Raw genomic sequence first — 15982 nt, forward strand, 5'->3', positions numbered from 1 at the left:
CCGTGACCGCCTCGCGCGAGCCGGCGTGACGGGCAGCGGAACGGGAGAGGCTCTAAGGGGCGTCGCCGATCGGGCGGAATGGACGCACCGGGATTCATCGGCAGCGGGCCGACATCCTCTCGAAGTCCCCTCGGGGACACGGGCACGCGGAGAGGACCGGCCGGGGGAAGGGGGGTCCACCGTGGGACAGACCGAACGTGGCGCACGCACCGGAAGTCCGGCCGAACTGGCCTGGTTGCGCGGCATGGACGCCTACGTCGCCGGCGAATACGGCCAAGCGGAGGTGCAGTTCCGGGCTGCGGTCGAGGCCGACCCGGGCATGGCCGACGCGTGGCTGGGGTTGCATGCGCTCAAGGTGGAGGTGGCCACCGCCGTGGTGGCCATGCACACCCATCGAGAACGCTTCGGCGAGCAACGCGCGAAATACGGCCGGCCGCTCAACTCCTGGTACTGGCTGGGCTGGTGGGTGCAACTGGTCCTGGAGACCCCGCGCGACCTGGCCCTCGCCCACGCGTCGCACTGGTTGGACGGGCGCCACTTGCCCGAGTTGGACGCGGCGCTGGCCCTGTGCCCGCCCGCCGAACAGGACGCGGCCACCCGCTTCCTCCTCGCCTGCCGGGCCTATCTGGGCAAGGACTGGCAGCAACTGCTGCGGCACACCGCGGGTTTGGACGACGACGCGCTGCTCGGCGTGGAGGCGGGCCTGTTCGCCGGCATGGCCCGAGTCCGCCTGGGTCTGTACGCCAAGGCCGAACAGGTGCTCGCCACCGCCCTGGTACGGTGCCGCTCGGAGCATCCGCAGCGCAAGGAACTGCGCTACTGGCTCGCCCGCGCGTACGAGGAGACCGGTCGCACCCCGGCCGCGCTGCCCTTGTATCGGGCCGTGCACCAGGCGGACCCCTCGTTCATGGACACCGCCGCGCGACTGTCCTCGCTGGCGGCCGGCGAACCGCTGGACGAGTACGGCGGGATGACCGCGCGCCTGGCCGGTCCCGTGGTCGGCCGGGGCCCGCTTCCGGACGTGTTGCCGCCGATACCCGCGACCGCTCCCCCACCCGCCGGTCCGCCGCCGGCCGCCGAGATCGAGCGCGAGCCGGACCCGGCCCCCGACGGCGAGGACCTCGACCCGCAGCCCGACGCGGACGCGCGGGCGGCCGGCCGGTCCGCGCCCATGCGCCCGTCCGCGGCTCCCGAGGAACTCGCGCTGGCGCTGGCCGAATTGGAGTCGATGGTCGGCCTGGAGCCGGTCAAGCGACAGGTGCGCGCGTTGTCCGCGCAGATGCGGATGGCTCGGCTGCGCGAGGTTCGGGGTTTGCCCGCGCAGGCACCCAAGCGGCACTTCGTCTTCTCCGGCCCCTCCGGCACCGGCAAGACCACCGTGGCCCGACTGCTCGGCCGGGTCTTCGCCGCGCTTGGCCTGCTGGAGAGCGACCGCCTGGTCGAGGCGCAACGCTCCGACCTGGTCGGCGAGTATCTGGGTCAGACCGCGGTCAAGACCAGCGAGTTGATCGACTCGGCGCTGGGCGGCGTGCTGTTCGTGGACGAGGCGTACGGCCTGACCAACGTGGGCTACTCCAAGGGCGACGCGTACGGCGACGAGGCGCTCCAGGTGCTGCTCAAGCGGGCCGAGGACGACCGCGACCGACTGGTGATCATCCTGGCCGGCTACCCGGAGGGCATGGACCGGCTGCTCACCTCGAATCCCGGCCTGATGTCGCGGTTCACCACCCGGGTCGAGTTCCCCTCGTACGGCGCCGAGGACCTGGCCCGGATCGCCGAGGTGATGGCGGCCGACGGCGGCGACACGTGGGACGAGGACGCGGCGGCCGAGTTGCGCAGCATCACCGGCCACGTGCGCGAGCAGGGCTGGATCGACGAGTTGGGCAACGCCCGCTTCGTCCGAACCCTGTACGAGAAGTGCTGTATGTACCGAGATGTGCGCCTGGTCGAGTTGCCGGACGGCCCGGACCTGGCCGAATTGACCACGCTGCGCCTGTCCGACCTGTTCCAGGCATACGGGGATCTCGCCGACGGCCGGGGATAGCCCGGCGGCGCACGGGTAGGGCTATCCGATCATCGCTTCTTGCCGGCGGCCGGGGCGCGGCACACGCCCGGCCGCCGGTCGAGCAGGACGAAAGGGTCTCCCGTGGCCAAGCAGAGCGTCGCCGAGCAGTTCGTGGACATCCTCGCCCAGGCGGGGGTGCGCCGGTTGTACGGCGTGGTGGGCGACAGCCTCAACCCGATCGTGGACGCCGTACGGCGCAACGCCGCGATCGATTGGGTGCATGTGCGGCACGAGGAGGTGGCCGCGTTCGCCGCGGGTGCGGAGGCGCAGTTGACCGGTCGGCTGGCCGCGTGTGCGGGCAGTTGCGGCCCGGGCAACCTGCACCTGATCAACGGCCTGTTCGACGCGCACCGCTCGCACGCGCCGGTGCTGGCGCTCGCGTCGCACATCCCCAGCGGCGAGATCGGCACCGCGTTCTTCCAGGAGACGCATCCCGAACGACTGTTCGTCGAGTGCAGCCACTACAGCGAGATGATCGGCACGCCCGAGCAGATGCCCCGGGTGCTGCAATCGGCCATCCGGCACGCGGTGGGCCTGGGCGGGGTCTCGGTGGTCACCCTCCCGGGCGATGTCGCGGACCGTCCCGCGCCGGAAGAGGCCCACCAAGTCGCGCTGCCCACATCGCTGCCGGCGGTGCGCCCCGGTGACACGGACCTGGCCACGTTGACCCGGATGATCGACGAGGCCGAGCGGATCACCCTGTTCTGCGGCGCGGGCACGGCGGGCGCGCACGAGGAGGTGATGACGTTCGCCGACCGGATCAACGCGCCGGTGGGACACGCGCTGCGCGGCAAGGAGCACATCCAGTACGAAAACCCGTTCGACGTGGGCATGTCCGGTCTGTTGGGCTACGGCGCCGCGTACGAGGCGATGCACGAGGCGGACCTGCTGATCCTGCTGGGCACCGACTTCCCGTACAACGCCTTCCTGCCGCGGAACGTGGCCACCGTGCAGGTGGACGTGCGACCGGCGCACCTGGGCAGGCGGACCGAACTCGACTTGGCGGTGTGGGGCGACGTGCGCGAGACGCTGCGTGCGCTGACCCCGATGGTGCGGGCCAAGACCGACCGCCGGTTCCTGGACCGCATGCTCGGCAAGCACGCGGACGCTCTCGAAGGGGTGGTGAAGGCGTACACCCGCAAGGTGGAGAAGCACATGCCCATCCACCCGGAGTACGTCGCCTCGATCCTGGACGAGGAGGCCGACGACGACGCGATCTTCACCGTCGACACCGGCATGTGCAACGTGTGGGCGGCGCGCTATCTGACGCCGAACGGGCGGCGCCGGGTGATCGGTTCGTTCTCGCACGGCTCGATGGCCAACGCGCTGCCACAGGCGATCGGCGCACAGTTCCTGGACCTGGACCGGCAGGTCGTGTCGATGTCCGGCGACGGCGGCTTCTCGATGCTGATGGGTGATCTGCTGACCCTGGTGCAGTCCGAATTGCCGGTGAAGATCGTGCTGTTCAACAACTCGTCGCTGGGCATGGTCGAGTTGGAGATGATGGTCGCGGGGCTGAAGCCGTTCGGGACGACGAACAAGAACCCGGACTTCGCCGCGATCGCGCGGGCGGCGGGTGCGTTCGGGGTGCGGGTGGAGAAGCCGAAGCACGTCCGCGACGCGCTGCGGGACGCGTTCGCGCACAAGGGCCCGGCGCTGGTCGACATCGTCACCGACCCCAACGCGCTGTCCATCCCGCCGAAGATCACCGCCGAGCAGATCCAGGGCTTCGCCCTGAGCGCGGGCCGCACGGTCCTCAGCGGCGGCGTGGGCCGGATGGTCCAGATGGCCCGATCGAACCTGCGCAACGTACCGAGGCCGTGAGTCGGCTCCGATCAGGGCGACCGGGCGGCCGAACGGGCTGTCGTGAAGGCACTTGCGCCCGGTCGGCGTCTGGGACCGAGCGGGCCGGAGGCCGAGGGCCGCAGGTCGGCCGGGACCCGGTCGGCTAGCGCACGTCGGGGGCGGCGCCGTACTTCTCCGCCAAGGAGCGAAGCTCACGTGCGGCCGTGATCGCCTCGGCCTTGCCGTTGGAGGTCTGGATGCCCATCACCGGCAGGGTGTCCCCATTGGACATGTCGATGTAGACCCACGGGTCGCCCTGGCGCAGGTAGACCCGGACGACCTGGGCCCACTCCAGATGGGTGGTGCGCAGCAGGTTGACCACGGTCACCCCGCCCGCCGCCGCGACCACCTTCGGCCGGCCGAGCATGATCATCGCGGCCAGACCGAGCACCCCGGTACCCGCGACGCCGAGCCGCGAGCCGAACCCCCAGCCGCCCTTCTCCGGAAGCATCACCGCCAGCACGCAGAGCCCGACCAGGATGACCGCGCCGAGCACGGCGGTGATGAGCCGACTGCGCTTCGCGTACCAGGTGCGCGGGAGGTCGGCGGCGGAAGTGGGGGCGCTCATGGCGGAACGGTTCTCCGAGGGAAGAGGGTGATCGGCCCGCCGACACACGCGGCGCCGGCGAACCGACCGGGGGTCAGAGGCGGCAGGCGTGGATGCCGGTGACCAGGATCGCGCGGGCGCCGATCTCCCACAGGTCGTCCATGATCTGCTGGGCGTTCTTGCGCGGGACCATCGCGCGCACCGCGACCCAGCCCTCGTTGTGCAGCGGGCTGACCGTGGGCGACTCCAGGCCCGGGGTCAGCGTGACCGCCGCCTCCACCCGCTCGACCCGGATGTCGTAGTCCATCATCACGTAGCTGCGCGCGACCAGGACGCCCTGGAGCCGGCGGACCAGTTGCTCCAGCGCGGGCGAGATCTCCGCGCCGGCGCGCCGGATCAACACCGCCTCCGAGCGCAGGATCGGCTCGCCGAACACCTCCAGGCCCGCCTGCGCGAGCGTGGTGCCGGTCTCCACGACGTCGGCGATCACGTCCGCGACACCCAGCTGGATCGCGGTCTCCACCGCGCCGTCCAGTTTGACCAGCGCGGCGGCCTCGATGCCGTTGTCGGCGAAGTCGCGCTCGACGATGCCGATGTAGGAGGACGCCACCCGCAGCCCGGCCAGGCCCTTCTTGCCCTGCCCGGCCAGCTCGCGCGCCAGCGTGGCGGGCGCGGCGTAGCGGAAGGTGGCCGGGGCCAGCCCCAGTTGCAGGATCTCCTCGGCCTCGGCGCCGGAGTCCATCAGCAGGTCGCGCCCGGTGATGCCGGCGTCGAGCCGGCCGGAGCCGACGTAGATGGCGATGTCGCGCGGACGCAGGAAGAAGAACTCGACGTTGTTGTCGGGGTCGGTGAGGACCAGTTCCTTGGAGTGCTTGCGCTGGCGGTAGCCGGCCTCATGGAGCATCGCCGACGCAGGCTCGGAGAGGGAACCCTTGTTGGGGACGGCGATGCGGAGCATGAAATGACCCTTCGGGAAGTGCCGAACGAGGTTGCGGGTACGGGCGGCGTCCCCGGCCCGGCCGGCGGGCCGGGGACGACGGACGTCACAGGTGAGCGTATACGTCCTCGAGCGAGATGCCGCGAGCGACCATCATCACCTGAAGGTGGTAGAGGAGCTGGGAGATCTCCTCGGCGGTGCGGTCGGCGCCCTCGTGCTCGGCGGCCATCCACACTTCGGCGGCCTCCTCGACGACCTTCTTGCCGATCGTGTGCACGCCGGCGGTGACGAGCTCGACCGTGCGCGAGCCTTCCTGGCCCGAGGCCGCCTTGGCCTGTAGCTCGTCGAAAAGCTGTTCAAACGTCTTCATGGTGCCCATCGCGTGGTTGTGGGTGGCGTGGCGCGTACGGCCTGTCGGTGCGTCGATCAGGCCGAACGCCACGGTTCGGAGAGCGTACGCAACGCCATCGCGGTCGCGACGGCCGCCTCCACCGCTTCGCGGCCCTTGTCCTCGCGCGAGCCGGACAGGCCGGCCCGGTCCAGGGCCTGCTCCTCGGTGTCGCAGGTGAGCACGCCGAAGCCGACGGGCACGCCGGTGTCCAGCGCGACCCTGGTCAGGCCGTCGGTGGCGGCCGAGCACACGTACTCGAAGTGCGGGGTGCCGCCGCGGATCACCACGCCGAGCGCGATCACCGCGTCGTAGCCGCGCCCGGCCAGCGCCTTGGCCAGCACCGGCAGTTCGAACGCGCCGGGGGCGCGGATCAGCGTGGGTTCGGTGATGCCCAGCTCGCTCAGGGCCTTGAGGGCCCCGTCCACGAGTCCGTCCATCACGGTGGTGTGCCACTGCGCGGCGACCACGCCCACGCGCAGGTCACGGCAGCCCTCGACGGTCAGTTTCGGGGCTCCTGCGCCACTCATGTCTGTCGGTGTCCTTCGGCTGGAACGGCTGGAAGCCTGGATGCGGTGATGGGGTACGGCGAATCGAGCTCTGGTGCGGTGGAGCGGGTTCGAGCGGGTCGAACCTATCGGCGCGGCGGGGACGGTGCCGCGCGCGTGTCACCGGTACGGGTGAGGCCGCCCTGGGTGTACCGGGTGGATCCGGGTCAGGCGGTGCTGACCGCGTGGCCCTTCGCGTCGACGACCTCGGCGACCTCGCCGACCGAGGGCGCGGTCACGGCCGCGTCGTCGGGGTCCAGCCAGGGCAGGTCGTGTCCCATCCGGTCGCGCTTGGTCAGCAGGTAGCGCAGGTTGTCCGCGGTCGCGTGCACCGGCAGGGCGACCCGGCCGCTGATCTCCAGGCCGTAGCCCTCCAGGCCGGCGCGCTTGGCCGGGTTGTTGGTGAGCAGCCGCATCGAGCGCACACCCAGGTCGACCAGGATCTGGGCGCCGGTGCCGTAGTCGCGGGCGTCGGCGGGCAGGCCCAGTTCCAGGTTGGCGTCCACGGTGTCGTGGCCGGCGTCCTGGAGTTGGTAGGCCTGGAGCTTGTGGATCAACCCGATGCCCCGACCCTCGTGGCCGCGCATGTACAGCACCACGCCGCGGCCCTCGGTGGTGACCCGGTCCAGCGCGGCTTCCAGCTGCGGGCCGCAGTCGCAGCGCAGCGAGCCGAACACGTCGCCGGTCAGGCACTCGGAGTGCACCCGCACCAGCACGTCCTCGCCGTCGCCGATGTCGCCGGCCACCAGGGCGATGTGCTCGACGCCGTCGGCGGTGCTGCGGTAGCCGATCGCCCGGAAGGTGCCGTGCTCGGTGGGCAGCCGGGTCTCGGCGGCCCGCTCGATGGTGCGCTCGGTGCGCCGGCGGTAGGCGATCAGGTCGGCGATGGTGACGATCTTGAGGCCGTGCTCGCGGGCGAAGGGGACCAGCTGCGGCAGTCGGGCCATCGTGCCGTCGTCGTTGACCACCTCGCAGATCACCCCGACCGGCGCGAGTCCGGCGAGTTCGGCCAGGTCCACGGCCGCCTCGGTGTGCCCGGGTCGGACCAGCACGCCGCCCTCGACCGCGCGCAGCGGGAAGATGTGGCCGGGTCGGGTCAGCTCGGTGGGCACCGTGTTCGGGTCCGCCAACAGGCGCACGGTGTGGGTGCGGTCGGCCGCCGAGATGCCGGTGTCCACGCCGTCCTTGGCGTCCACCGAGACCGAGTAGGCGGTGCCCTTGCGGTCCTCGTTGACGGCGGTCATCGGCGGCAGCTTGAGCCGGTCCAGGTCGGCGCCGCGCATCGGCACGCAGACCACGCCCGAGGAGTAGCGGATCATGAACGCCATCAGCGCCTGCGTGGCCATCTCGCCGGCGAAGATCAGGTCGCCCTCGTTCTCGCGGTCCTCGTCGTCGACGACCACGATCGCCTCGCCGGCGGCCATCGCCTTGATCGCGTCCTCGATCGTGTCGAGCACCAGTTCGTCCGGTGCCGCCTTTTGTGCCGGCACCTCGATGTCCGTGGTTTCGCTGCTGGTCTTCACGCCGTTGCCCCTTCCAGGTGCCGATCTGCCCCACGGGCAGCCCCCTTGTCCCGGTACCGCCGGGAGCGGTTCCACCAGTCGACGAGTCCGGCGACGCACATCACGAAGAAGACGCCGTAGACCAGTCCGCTGAACACCAGGCCGTGCTGCACCGCGAGCGGCACGCCCACCATGTCCACGGCGATCCACACGAGCCAGAACTCGAACAGGCCGCGGGCCTGGGCGAGCATCGCCACGACCGAGCCGACGAAGATGTACGCGTCCGGCCACGGCGCCCACGAAATGCCGGTGTGTTCGAGCAGCAGCGCGAAGCCGACTGTGCCGGCCGCCATCAGCGCGACCAGCACGATCCGCTCGGGGGCGGTCCCGAAGCGGATCTGCACCTCGCCGGCGTCGCGCCGACCTCGGGCCCAGCGCCACCAGCCGTAGCCGGCCGCGATGATGATGACGACGTTGCGCATCGCGCTGCCGCCCAGGTGCACCGAGGTGTTGGCGGCGATCAGCAACGCCGCGCCGAGGATCTGCACGGGCCAGGCCCACAGGTTGCGGCGCAGCGCGAGCCACACGGTGGCCAGCGACGCGATCTGGCCGAGCAGGTCGGACCACGGCACCGGCTTGTCGGCGACGGTGAACGCGGCGTCGTTGAGCCAGCCGATCACGATGCCCTCACCTGTGTACCGAGCCCGTGTGTGCCCAGTCGTTCGACGTATTTGGCGATGATGTCGACTTCGAGGTTGACCGGGTCGCCGACCGTCTTGACGCCCAACGTGGTCAGCGCGAGCGTGGTCGGGATCAGGCTGACGGTGAAACTCGCGTCGTGTGCCCGCACGACGGTGAGGCTGATGCCGTCCACGGTGATCGAGCCCTTGTCCACCACGTAGCGGGCCAGGTGCGCGGGCAGCGCGATCTCCACGACTTCCCACTCCTCGCCGGGCGTGCGGGCGAGGATTTCACCGGTGCCGTCGACATGACCCTGGACGAGGTGGCCGCCCAGTCGCCCGCCGAGCACCATCGGGCGCTCCAGGTTGACCCGTGCGCCCGTGGTGAGCGCGCCCAGGCTCGACTTGTCCAGGGTCTCCTGCATCACGTCCGCGGTGAAGCTCGCCTCGACCGGGTCGACCTTGTCGTCCACGACGGTCAGACACACCCCGTTGACGGCGATCGAGTCGCCGTGCCGGGCACCGGTGGTGACGACCGGGCCGCGGATGGTGATCCGCGCCGAGTCGGTCAGCCGCTCGATGGCCACGATTTCGCCGAGCTCCTCAACGATTCCGGTGAACATGCGTCAGGACTCCTTCGTTCGGCCGGCGGGTTCCGGCCGGGGGCGGGCGGTGATGCGAATGTCGGTGCCGAGGCGGGCGACGTCGTCGATGTGCAGTCGCAACATCTCGGAGATGGTGCCGATTCCGGCCGGGCCCAGGGCGGTGGGTCCGGCGCCGAGCAGGGCCGGGGCGAGATAGCCCACGACGGTGTCGATCAGGCCGGCCGCGGCGAACGCGCCGGCCAGCGTGGGGCCGCCTTCGAGCAGTACGGCGCGCACGTCGCGCGCGTACAACTCCTTCAGCAGCGCGGGCAGGTCCAGGCCGGCGTCGGCGCGGGGTACGCGCAGCACGGCGGCCTCGGGAAGGTGTGCGGCGTCCGCGTCGGGGCCGACCGCGATCAGGGTGGGCGCCGCGTCGTCCAGGACCCGGGCGTGCGCCGGAGTGCGGGCGTGCGTGTCCACGATCACCCGCAGCGGCTGCCGAGCGCCGGGCACGTCGCGCACGGCCAGGTGCGGGTCGTCGGCGAGCAGCGTGCCGGAGCCGGCCAGCACCGCGTCCACGCTCGCCCGCAGGGTGTGTACGTCGGCGCGGGAGGCGGCGGAAGTGATCCAGCGGCTGCTGCCGTCGGCGGCGGCGCTGCGGCCGTCCAGGGTGGCCGCGTACTTCCAGGTCACGTGCGGGCGGCCCAGCCGGGTCGCGATCAGCCAGGCCCGGTTGCCCGCCTCGGCCTCGGCCGCGAGCAGGCCGCCCTCGGCGTCGATGCCCGCCGCGCGCAGGACCGTTCCGCCGCCGGCCGCGGCCGGGTTCGGGTCGGCGACCGCGTAGCGCACCCGGCGGATGCCGGCGTCGATCAGGGCCTGGGTGCACGGGCCGGTGCGGCCGGTGTGCGAGCAGGGTTCGAGGGTGACGAAGGCGGTGCCGCCGCGGGCCGCGGACCCCGCCGCGCGCAGTGCCTCGACCTCGGCGTGCGGGGCGCCGGCGCGGGTGTGGAAGCCCTCGCCGACCACGGTGTCGTCCGGGCCGAGCACGACGCAGCCGACCACGGGATTGGGGCTGGTGTGGCCGAGGGCGCGGCTCGCCAGCGAGATGGCACGGCGCATCGCGGTGGTCTCGTCGACCGGCGGGACGGTGTTGCCCTGCACCTCGTGCCTCCTCGCGTTGCGACGCGGGGCACCGGGGTGCTTTCGGGCAGGACGGCACGACGAATCGACGGGCGGGGATGCCGGCGCACCGTGGGTACGCGGACATACCGCAGTCGCTCGCCGCGCGCTACCTCCCATCCGGACTTTGACCGTCGGTACCGGAATTCCACCGGTTCAGCCGGCCGTCGCTCCACGTGTGTGGGGCATCGACCGGGTCGCGGACTGTAACCGCCGGTTCGGATTTTCACCGACCCCGGAGCGCGCGTACGTGACTTTCGTACACCTCGAAGTGTGCCACGACGGCCGACAACGTTGACCTTGGCCAACCTGTGCCGTCCGTCACGGTGCGTTCGTATACCCGAACGCGACTGCGGCGTGGATGATCTGACGTATCGTCAGCTCGATGGTCGAGGCGGTGCCGAGGGACTGCCCCGGCGATGAGATTCTGTGCGCATGACCGTGCAGATCAATCCGAGCATCCTGTCCGCCGACTTCGCCCGCCTCGCCGACGAGGTCGCGCAGGTGCGCAACGCCGACTGGCTCCACGTGGATGTCATGGACAACCACTTCGTCCCGAACCTGACCATCGGCCTGCCCGTGGTCGAGAGCCTGATCAAGGCCACCGAAACACCCATCGACATGCACCTGATGATCGAGGACCCGGACCGCTGGGCGCCCGCCTACGCCGAGGCCGGCGCGGGCAGCGTGACCTTCCACGTCGAGGCCGCGACCGCCCCGATCAAGCTCGCCCGGGACCTGCGGGCCAAGGGCGCGCGGGCGTCGATGGCGCTGCGGCCGGCCACTCCGATCGAGCCGTACGAGGATCTGCTGCCGGAGCTGGACATGCTTTTGGTGATGACCGTCGAGCCGGGCTTCGGCGGCCAGAGCTTCCTGGACATCATGCTGCCGAAGATCCGCCGGACCCGGCAGTTGATCGCCAAGCACGGCCTGCAGATGTGGCTCCAGGTGGACGGCGGGGTGTCCGCGAAGACCATCGAGATGTGCGCGGAGGCCGGCGCGGACGTGTTCGTGGCCGGGTCGGCGGTCTTCGACGGCCGCGATCCCGGCGCGGCGGTGGACAGGTTGCGCGCGTTGGCGACCGGGGCCGCGGGGCGCTGCGCTCACTAGGTCGGTTCGGTTCGCCCGATCGCCCACCCGTTGCGCTGGGTGAGCAGGCTGCGGTCTCACGGGCTCGGGGTGAGCCCGATGGGCCCGTCGGGCTTCGTCACAACGAGTGAACGCCGTGGGCCTCTCGTCGTCCTCGCCGGGGCGGGAGGCCCTCAGTTCGTGGCGGACCGGATCGTCCAGTGGTCGGTTTCGTGGATCGGGCCCTCGGCCGGGAGCCTGGCCCGGATGTAGGCGGCCAACTCGGCGAGTTCGTCGTCGGTGAGCTCGAGCGGTTCCCCGCCCTGCTCGACATCGAAGCGGCCCGACGTCCCACCACCGAGGCTGTGACGGCGGCCCTGCGCGAGCGCGCACCGGCCGGGCGGACCAGGTCGCGGACCGCGCGCGCCCAGTCCTCGCCGGCGGTGCGCCGGGTGTAGGTGAGCCGGTTGGCGTCGCTGTGGAAGTCGATCGGCATGGCCGTCCTCCAGGGTCGAGGCCGAGTTCGCTTGACTCACTATCTTGATGTAAAGATACTTGATATCGAGAGGGCCTTCAAGGATCCGCGGCGGTTCACGGCTGGTTGTGGGTCCTCTCGCGGGGCTGCCCTTGACGGCAGGTGGGCGCGGATGCCCGCGATCGATCGCGGGTGGGCGCAGGCCGGCGGAGCCGCGTGCGCCGGCGCTGCCGGGCCAGGTACACGCCGACGCACAGCGTGACGCCGGCCATCGCCGCGATGTGCTCGCGGCCGGCCAGGTTCGGCTTGACCGTCACCTCGGCGACCATCAGGATCCACACGCCGGCGAACAGCATCGGCGCCCGGCGCATCATCGCGATGCACACCACCAGGCCGACCACCGCGGCCGACGGGCCGGTGTCCGGAATGTCGCCGTGCCGGGCGTCCATGCCCAACAGGTGATCCGGACCGAGGCCGATCATCACCCGCGCGGCCAGCGTGCCGCACAGCGTGGCCACGTACGCGATCGCCAGCGTGCGGCGTGCACCCACATCGAGTTCGGCCAGCCCGAACAGGATCAGCACCTGGATCAGCGCACCCCACACCGGCAGGTCCGGCGCGGGCACGAACAGCGAGACGGGCGTGCGCAGTAGCGCCAGAGGCAGCGGAATACCCGCGCTCACCCCGCCGAGCACGCGCGCCATGTCGCCGCCCCACGTGGTGCGCCACGCGAGCCAGAAGCCGAAGGTCAGCAGCACCGCGCACACGGTGAGCGGGATCGCCGACAGGCCGTGCGCACGCAGCTCGCGCACTGGGACCACGGTGAGCCTGCTCCACTCGCCGCGCACCGCTCCGCCCGTGCGGACGAGCGGGCCGGGGCGCGCGGAGCTGCGGGTGAGCGTGGACATGAGTACAGCGGCTCCTGCGGTGGTCGGCCGGCGATCGCCCTCGGATTCCTGGGACCCGAGGGGCGACCGGTGCGGCCGAGCCCGAAGTGACGACCACCCTTGCCGTTATGCCCCACTTGGCGAGGATTCAGCCGTAAATCACCCCATTCGCGCGGGTGATCGCGTTGCGCGTGCGGGTGATCAGCCCGTGCGACGAAGCAGCGCGAGGTACATCGCGTCGGTGCCGTGCAGGTGCGGCCACAACTGCACGTCCGGACCGGTGCCCAGGTGCGGCACGCCCGGGAACAGCGGTCGGGCGTCGATCAACTCGACCTCGCCCGCGCGCAGGATGTCGTCCACCACCACACGCGTCTCGGCCGGATGCGGCGAGCAGGTGACGTACGCGATCACTCCGCCGGTCCGAGCAGCGGCCACCGCGCTGCGCAGCAACGCACGTTGCAGCTCGCCCAGTTCCGGGATGTCCTCGGGCTTGCGGCGCCAGCGCGACTCGGGTCGGCGGCGCAGCGCGCCCAGCCCGCTGCAGGGCACGTCGGCGATCACCCGGTCGAAACTGCCGGGCTGCCACGCGGGTCGGGTGCCGTCGGCGGTGATCACCTGATGGTGGGTCAGGTGGCCGATCGCGTTGCGGACCAGGCGGGCACGGTGGTGCCGGCGCTCGACCGCGAGCAGCGACACGTCACGCCCGGTGGCGATCGCGGCGAGCAGGCCGGCCTTGCCGCCGGGGCCCGCGCACAGGTCCAGCCAGCGGCTCTCGGCGCCCTCGACCTCGGCATTGGCCAGCGCGGCGGCAACCAGCTGGCTGCCCTCGTCCTGGACCGCGGCTCGGCCGTCACGGATCGCCTTGATCCCGGCCGGGTCGCCCTCGGGGAGAGTGGCCGCGTACGGCGACCAGCGGCCGGGCGTGGCGCCGGCCTCGTACAGTTCGGCGAGTTCGACCCGACCCGGGCGGGCGACCAGGGAGATCACCGGGGCGATGTTGTCGGCGGCCAGCAGCGCCTCCATCGCGGCGCGGTCGTGCGGGTTGCCGCGCGCGCCCAGGGCGTCCCACAGGGCCTGCACGATCCATCGCGGGTGCGAGTGCAGGACCGCGAGGTGGCCCTCGGGGTCCTCGTCGTAGGGCGGCGCGATCTGCCGCAGCCAGGTGTCCAGGTCCTGCTTGGAGACCCGGCGCAGGATCGCGTTGACGAACTTGGCGCGGCCGTCGCCGAGCACCGCGCGGGCCAGTTCCACGGTGGCCGAGACGGCGGCGTGTACCGGTGTGCGCATGCTCAGCAGCTGGTGCACGCCGAGCGCGAGCACGTCCAGGACCGGCGGGTCGATCTCCTTGATCGGCCGGTCGGTGCAGGCCGCCACGATCCGGTCGTAGGTGCCCTGGCGGCGCAGCGTGCCGTGCACCAGTTCGGTCGCGAACGCGGCGTCGCGCGGGATGATCCGGCGTTCGCGCAGCAGCGCGGGCAGCACCAGGTTGGCGTACGCGTCGCGTTCGCCGACCGCGTGCAGGACGTCGTAGGCGGCCAGGCGCGCGGCGTCGGGACGCGGGCGGCGGTAGGGGCGTGCGGCGGGGGCGTTGGTCACGGTGCTCAGTTCGTGCCGAGGGTTTCACCGGGCTCGGGGTGTGCGCCCCGGGCCCAGTCGGTGGCGGCCATCATGCGTTTGCCCTGGGGTTGGACCTGGGTGAGTTCGATCGCGTGGCTGCCGGTACCCACTCGGACCACCTTTTTCTCCACCGCGATCTCGCCGGCGGCCAGCGCGTTGTCGCCGCCACGCAGCCGGACCGGGGCGAGCTTGAGACGCTCGCCGCGGAAGGTGGTCCACGCGCCGGGGGCGGGCGTACAGCCGCGCACCACCCGGTCCACCCGCAGGGCGGGCGCGGTGAAGTCGACGCGGGCATCCTCGACGGTCAGCTTGGGTGCGAGGGTGATTCCGTGCGGCGGCTGGGGACGGGCCTCCAGGCTGCCGTCGGCGATCCCGTCCATGGTCGCCACCAGCAGGCGCGCGCCGGACCGGGACAACCGCTCCAGCAGGTCGCCGCTGGTGTCGGTGGAGCGGATCTCGTCGGTGACCGTCCCGTAGACCGGACCCGAGTCCAGGCCCTGCTCGATCAGGAAGGTGCACGCGCCGGTGATGTCGTCGCCGGCCAGCACGGCGTGCTGCACGGGCGCCGCGCCGCGCCACGCGGGCAGCAGCGAGAAGTGCAGGTTGACCCAGCCCTGCGCGGGGATCTCCAGCGCGGCCTTGGGCAGCAGCGCGCCGTAGGCGACCACGGGGCAGCAGTCGGGGGCGATCTCGGCGAGCCGGGCCAAGAACTGCGGGTCGCGCGGCTTGGCCGGGCGCAGGATCTCGATTCCGGCCCGGGCGGCGCGTTCGGCCACCGGGCTCGCGACGAGCTTGCGACCGCGTCCGGCGGGCGCGTCCGGCCGGGTGACGACGGCGACCACCTCGTGCCGGGACTCCAGCAGGGCTTCGAGTGCGGGTACGGCGACCTCGGGGGTGCCGGCGAAGACTAGACGCATGAGGGTTTAGAGGGCCTTCCCGAAGGTGCCGTGGGGGGAGAACTTGACCTGCGGTGCGGCCTGGCCGGCCCACTCCGCCTCGCGCAGCGCGCGCAGTGCGGCCTTGCGCTGCTCGCGGTCGAGCCGGTCGATGAACAGGATGCCGTCGAGATGGTCGGTCTCGTGCTGGATGCAGCGCGAGAGCAGTTGGGTGCCCTCGATGGTGACGGGGTCGCCGTGCATGTTGAAGCCCTTGGCGACCACGCCGTACGCGCGCTTGGTGTCGTAGCGCAGGCCCGGCAGCGACAGGCAGCCCTCGGGACCGTCCTGTTCGTCCTCGGACAGGTCCAGGTCCGGATTGATCAGGTGTCCCACCTCGCCGTCCACCTGGTAGGTGAACACCCGCAGAGCAACCCCGATCTGCGGCGCGGCCAGACCGCTGCCGGGCGCGTCGCGCATCGTGTCGGTGAGGTCGGCGACCAGTCGCCGCAACTCCTTGTCGAACACGGTGACCGGGTCGGCCTTGCTCCGCAGGACGGGATCCCCGAACAGGCGGATCGGCTGGACTGGCACGGGTGTGCTCCCCCATCGGTGGTCGGGCGTGGTGCCGAGTGTCGCCGGTGCGCGGCAGCGTACCGGCGCGGTGCTGCTGCGCGGTGGTGCCGGTCGAAACCGGAGAGCGGCAAGTCTACTGAGCGGCCGGGCCTCGATCCCCGCACGCACCGGGGGACGAGGCGAGGCCGGGTGGGGCGGGTCCTGCGCGG

The 15982-nt window shown here is 71.8% G+C and carries 16 protein-coding genes and 1 riboswitch; of the genes, 4 read left to right on the forward strand and 12 right to left on the reverse strand.

What is annotated here, in order from left to right:
* The first annotated feature begins 244 nt into the window (after positions 1-244).
* Together ABZS54_RS02100 and ABZS54_RS02105 are read left to right on the forward strand one after the other, a co-directional pair.
* Positions 245-2044, forward strand: coding sequence for an AAA family ATPase (locus ABZS54_RS02100; RefSeq protein WP_355529984.1), 1800 nt, complete (start codon positions 245-247; stop codon positions 2042-2044).
* Between the two features lie 102 nt (positions 2045-2146).
* A complete protein-coding gene (locus ABZS54_RS02105; RefSeq protein WP_355529797.1) occupies positions 2147-3889 on the forward strand; it encodes a pyruvate dehydrogenase in 1743 nt (580 codons plus the stop codon).
* A 124-nt stretch (positions 3890-4013) separates the two neighbouring features.
* Here the strand turns inward: ABZS54_RS02105 and ABZS54_RS02110 are convergent, their stop codons facing one another.
* The 8 genes from ABZS54_RS02110 to ribD form a co-directional block, all read right to left on the reverse strand.
* A complete protein-coding gene (locus ABZS54_RS02110) occupies positions 4014-4478 on the reverse strand; it encodes a PH domain-containing protein (RefSeq protein WP_355529800.1) in 465 nt (154 codons plus the stop codon).
* 73 nt (positions 4479-4551) lie between these two features.
* The gene (gene hisG / locus ABZS54_RS02115) at positions 4552-5415 is read right to left on the reverse strand and encodes an ATP phosphoribosyltransferase (RefSeq protein WP_355529803.1); all 864 of its coding nucleotides are present in this window, start codon (positions 5413-5415) and stop codon (positions 4552-4554) included.
* Positions 5416-5500: 85 nt separating this feature from the next.
* Positions 5501-5773: a phosphoribosyl-ATP diphosphatase gene (locus ABZS54_RS02120; protein ID WP_355529987.1), complete on the reverse strand. Its 273-nt coding sequence runs from the start codon at positions 5771-5773 to the stop codon at positions 5501-5503.
* A 47-nt stretch (positions 5774-5820) separates the two neighbouring features.
* Positions 5821-6312 carry a 6,7-dimethyl-8-ribityllumazine synthase gene (ribH, locus tag ABZS54_RS02125; protein ID WP_355529806.1) on the reverse strand — a complete coding sequence of 164 codons (492 nt, stop codon included), beginning with the start codon at positions 6310-6312 and terminating at the stop codon, positions 5821-5823.
* A gap of 185 nt (positions 6313-6497) precedes the next feature.
* The gene (locus ABZS54_RS02130) at positions 6498-7853 is read right to left on the reverse strand and encodes a bifunctional 3,4-dihydroxy-2-butanone-4-phosphate synthase/GTP cyclohydrolase II (RefSeq protein ID WP_355529809.1); all 1356 of its coding nucleotides are present in this window, start codon (positions 7851-7853) and stop codon (positions 6498-6500) included.
* Positions 7850-8512 (reverse strand): nicotinamide mononucleotide transporter family protein, encoded by a 663-nt coding sequence (locus tag ABZS54_RS02135; RefSeq protein WP_355529815.1) that lies wholly within the window; start codon positions 8510-8512, stop codon positions 7850-7852. The genes ABZS54_RS02130 and ABZS54_RS02135 overlap by 4 nt, the downstream gene beginning before the upstream one ends.
* Positions 8509-9135 carry a riboflavin synthase gene (locus ABZS54_RS02140; protein WP_355529818.1) on the reverse strand — a complete coding sequence of 209 codons (627 nt, stop codon included), beginning with the start codon at positions 9133-9135 and terminating at the stop codon, positions 8509-8511. Before ABZS54_RS02140 ends, ABZS54_RS02135 begins: the two co-directional genes overlap by 4 nt.
* A 3-nt stretch (positions 9136-9138) precedes the next feature.
* Positions 9139-10257 (reverse strand): bifunctional diaminohydroxyphosphoribosylaminopyrimidine deaminase/5-amino-6-(5-phosphoribosylamino)uracil reductase RibD, encoded by a 1119-nt coding sequence (gene ribD, locus ABZS54_RS02145; RefSeq protein ID WP_355529821.1) that lies wholly within the window; start codon positions 10255-10257, stop codon positions 9139-9141.
* A gap of 120 nt (positions 10258-10377) precedes the next feature.
* A riboswitch (FMN riboswitch) is annotated at positions 10378-10523 on the reverse strand.
* A gap of 187 nt (positions 10524-10710) precedes the next feature.
* Between ribD and rpe the strand changes: the two genes are divergently transcribed.
* Positions 10711-11385 carry a ribulose-phosphate 3-epimerase gene (gene rpe, locus ABZS54_RS02150; protein ID WP_355529824.1) on the forward strand — a complete coding sequence of 225 codons (675 nt, stop codon included), beginning with the start codon at positions 10711-10713 and terminating at the stop codon, positions 11383-11385.
* A gap of 179 nt (positions 11386-11564) precedes the next feature.
* Positions 11565-11801, forward strand: coding sequence for a hypothetical protein (locus tag ABZS54_RS02155; RefSeq protein ID WP_355529827.1), 237 nt, complete (start codon positions 11565-11567; stop codon positions 11799-11801).
* Between the two features lie 133 nt (positions 11802-11934).
* Here the strand turns inward: ABZS54_RS02155 and ABZS54_RS02160 are convergent, their stop codons facing one another.
* The 4 genes from ABZS54_RS02160 to def all read right to left on the reverse strand — a co-directional run bounded on the left by ABZS54_RS02160 (position 11935) and on the right by def (position 15791).
* On the reverse strand, positions 11935-12726 hold the full coding sequence (locus ABZS54_RS02160; protein WP_355529830.1) for a hypothetical protein: 792 nt from the start codon (positions 12724-12726) through the stop codon (positions 11935-11937).
* 180 nt (positions 12727-12906) lie between these two features.
* Positions 12907-14301, reverse strand: coding sequence for a transcription antitermination factor NusB (locus tag ABZS54_RS02165; protein ID WP_355529833.1), 1395 nt, complete (start codon positions 14299-14301; stop codon positions 12907-12909).
* Between the two features lie 5 nt (positions 14302-14306).
* Positions 14307-15239, reverse strand: a complete 933-nt coding sequence (fmt, locus tag ABZS54_RS02170; RefSeq protein ID WP_355529836.1) for a methionyl-tRNA formyltransferase — start codon at positions 15237-15239, stop codon at positions 14307-14309.
* A gap of 6 nt (positions 15240-15245) precedes the next feature.
* Positions 15246-15791, reverse strand: a complete 546-nt coding sequence (gene def, locus ABZS54_RS02175; protein ID WP_355529839.1) for a peptide deformylase — start codon at positions 15789-15791, stop codon at positions 15246-15248.
* Between the last annotated feature and the right edge of the window lie 191 nt (positions 15792-15982).

Origin of the sequence: Embleya sp. NPDC005575, from assembly GCF_040605455.1 — a bacterium.
GTDB lineage: Bacteria > Actinomycetota > Actinomycetes > Streptomycetales > Streptomycetaceae > Embleya.

Bases quoted from the DNA above. Each gene is read 5' to 3' on its own strand.
- ABZS54_RS02100 (WP_355529984.1), top strand. From the start codon at position 245: ATGGACGCCTACGTCGCCGGCGAATACGGCCAAGCGGAGGTGCAGTTC.
- ABZS54_RS02110 (WP_355529800.1), bottom strand. From the start codon at position 4,478: ATGAGCGCCCCCACTTCCGCCGCCGACCTCCCGCGCACCTGGTACGCG.
- hisG (WP_355529803.1), bottom strand. From the start codon at position 5,415: ATGCTCCGCATCGCCGTCCCCAACAAGGGTTCCCTCTCCGAGCCTGCG.
- ABZS54_RS02120 (WP_355529987.1), bottom strand. From the start codon at position 5,773: ATGGGCACCATGAAGACGTTTGAACAGCTTTTCGACGAGCTACAGGCC.
- ribH (WP_355529806.1), bottom strand. From the start codon at position 6,312: ATGAGTGGCGCAGGAGCCCCGAAACTGACCGTCGAGGGCTGCCGTGAC.
- ABZS54_RS02140 (WP_355529818.1), bottom strand. From the start codon at position 9,135: ATGTTCACCGGAATCGTTGAGGAGCTCGGCGAAATCGTGGCCATCGAG.
- rpe (WP_355529824.1), top strand. From the start codon at position 10,711: ATGACCGTGCAGATCAATCCGAGCATCCTGTCCGCCGACTTCGCCCGC.
- ABZS54_RS02160 (WP_355529830.1), bottom strand. From the start codon at position 12,726: ATGTCCACGCTCACCCGCAGCTCCGCGCGCCCCGGCCCGCTCGTCCGC.
- fmt (WP_355529836.1), bottom strand. From the start codon at position 15,239: ATGCGTCTAGTCTTCGCCGGCACCCCCGAGGTCGCCGTACCCGCACTC.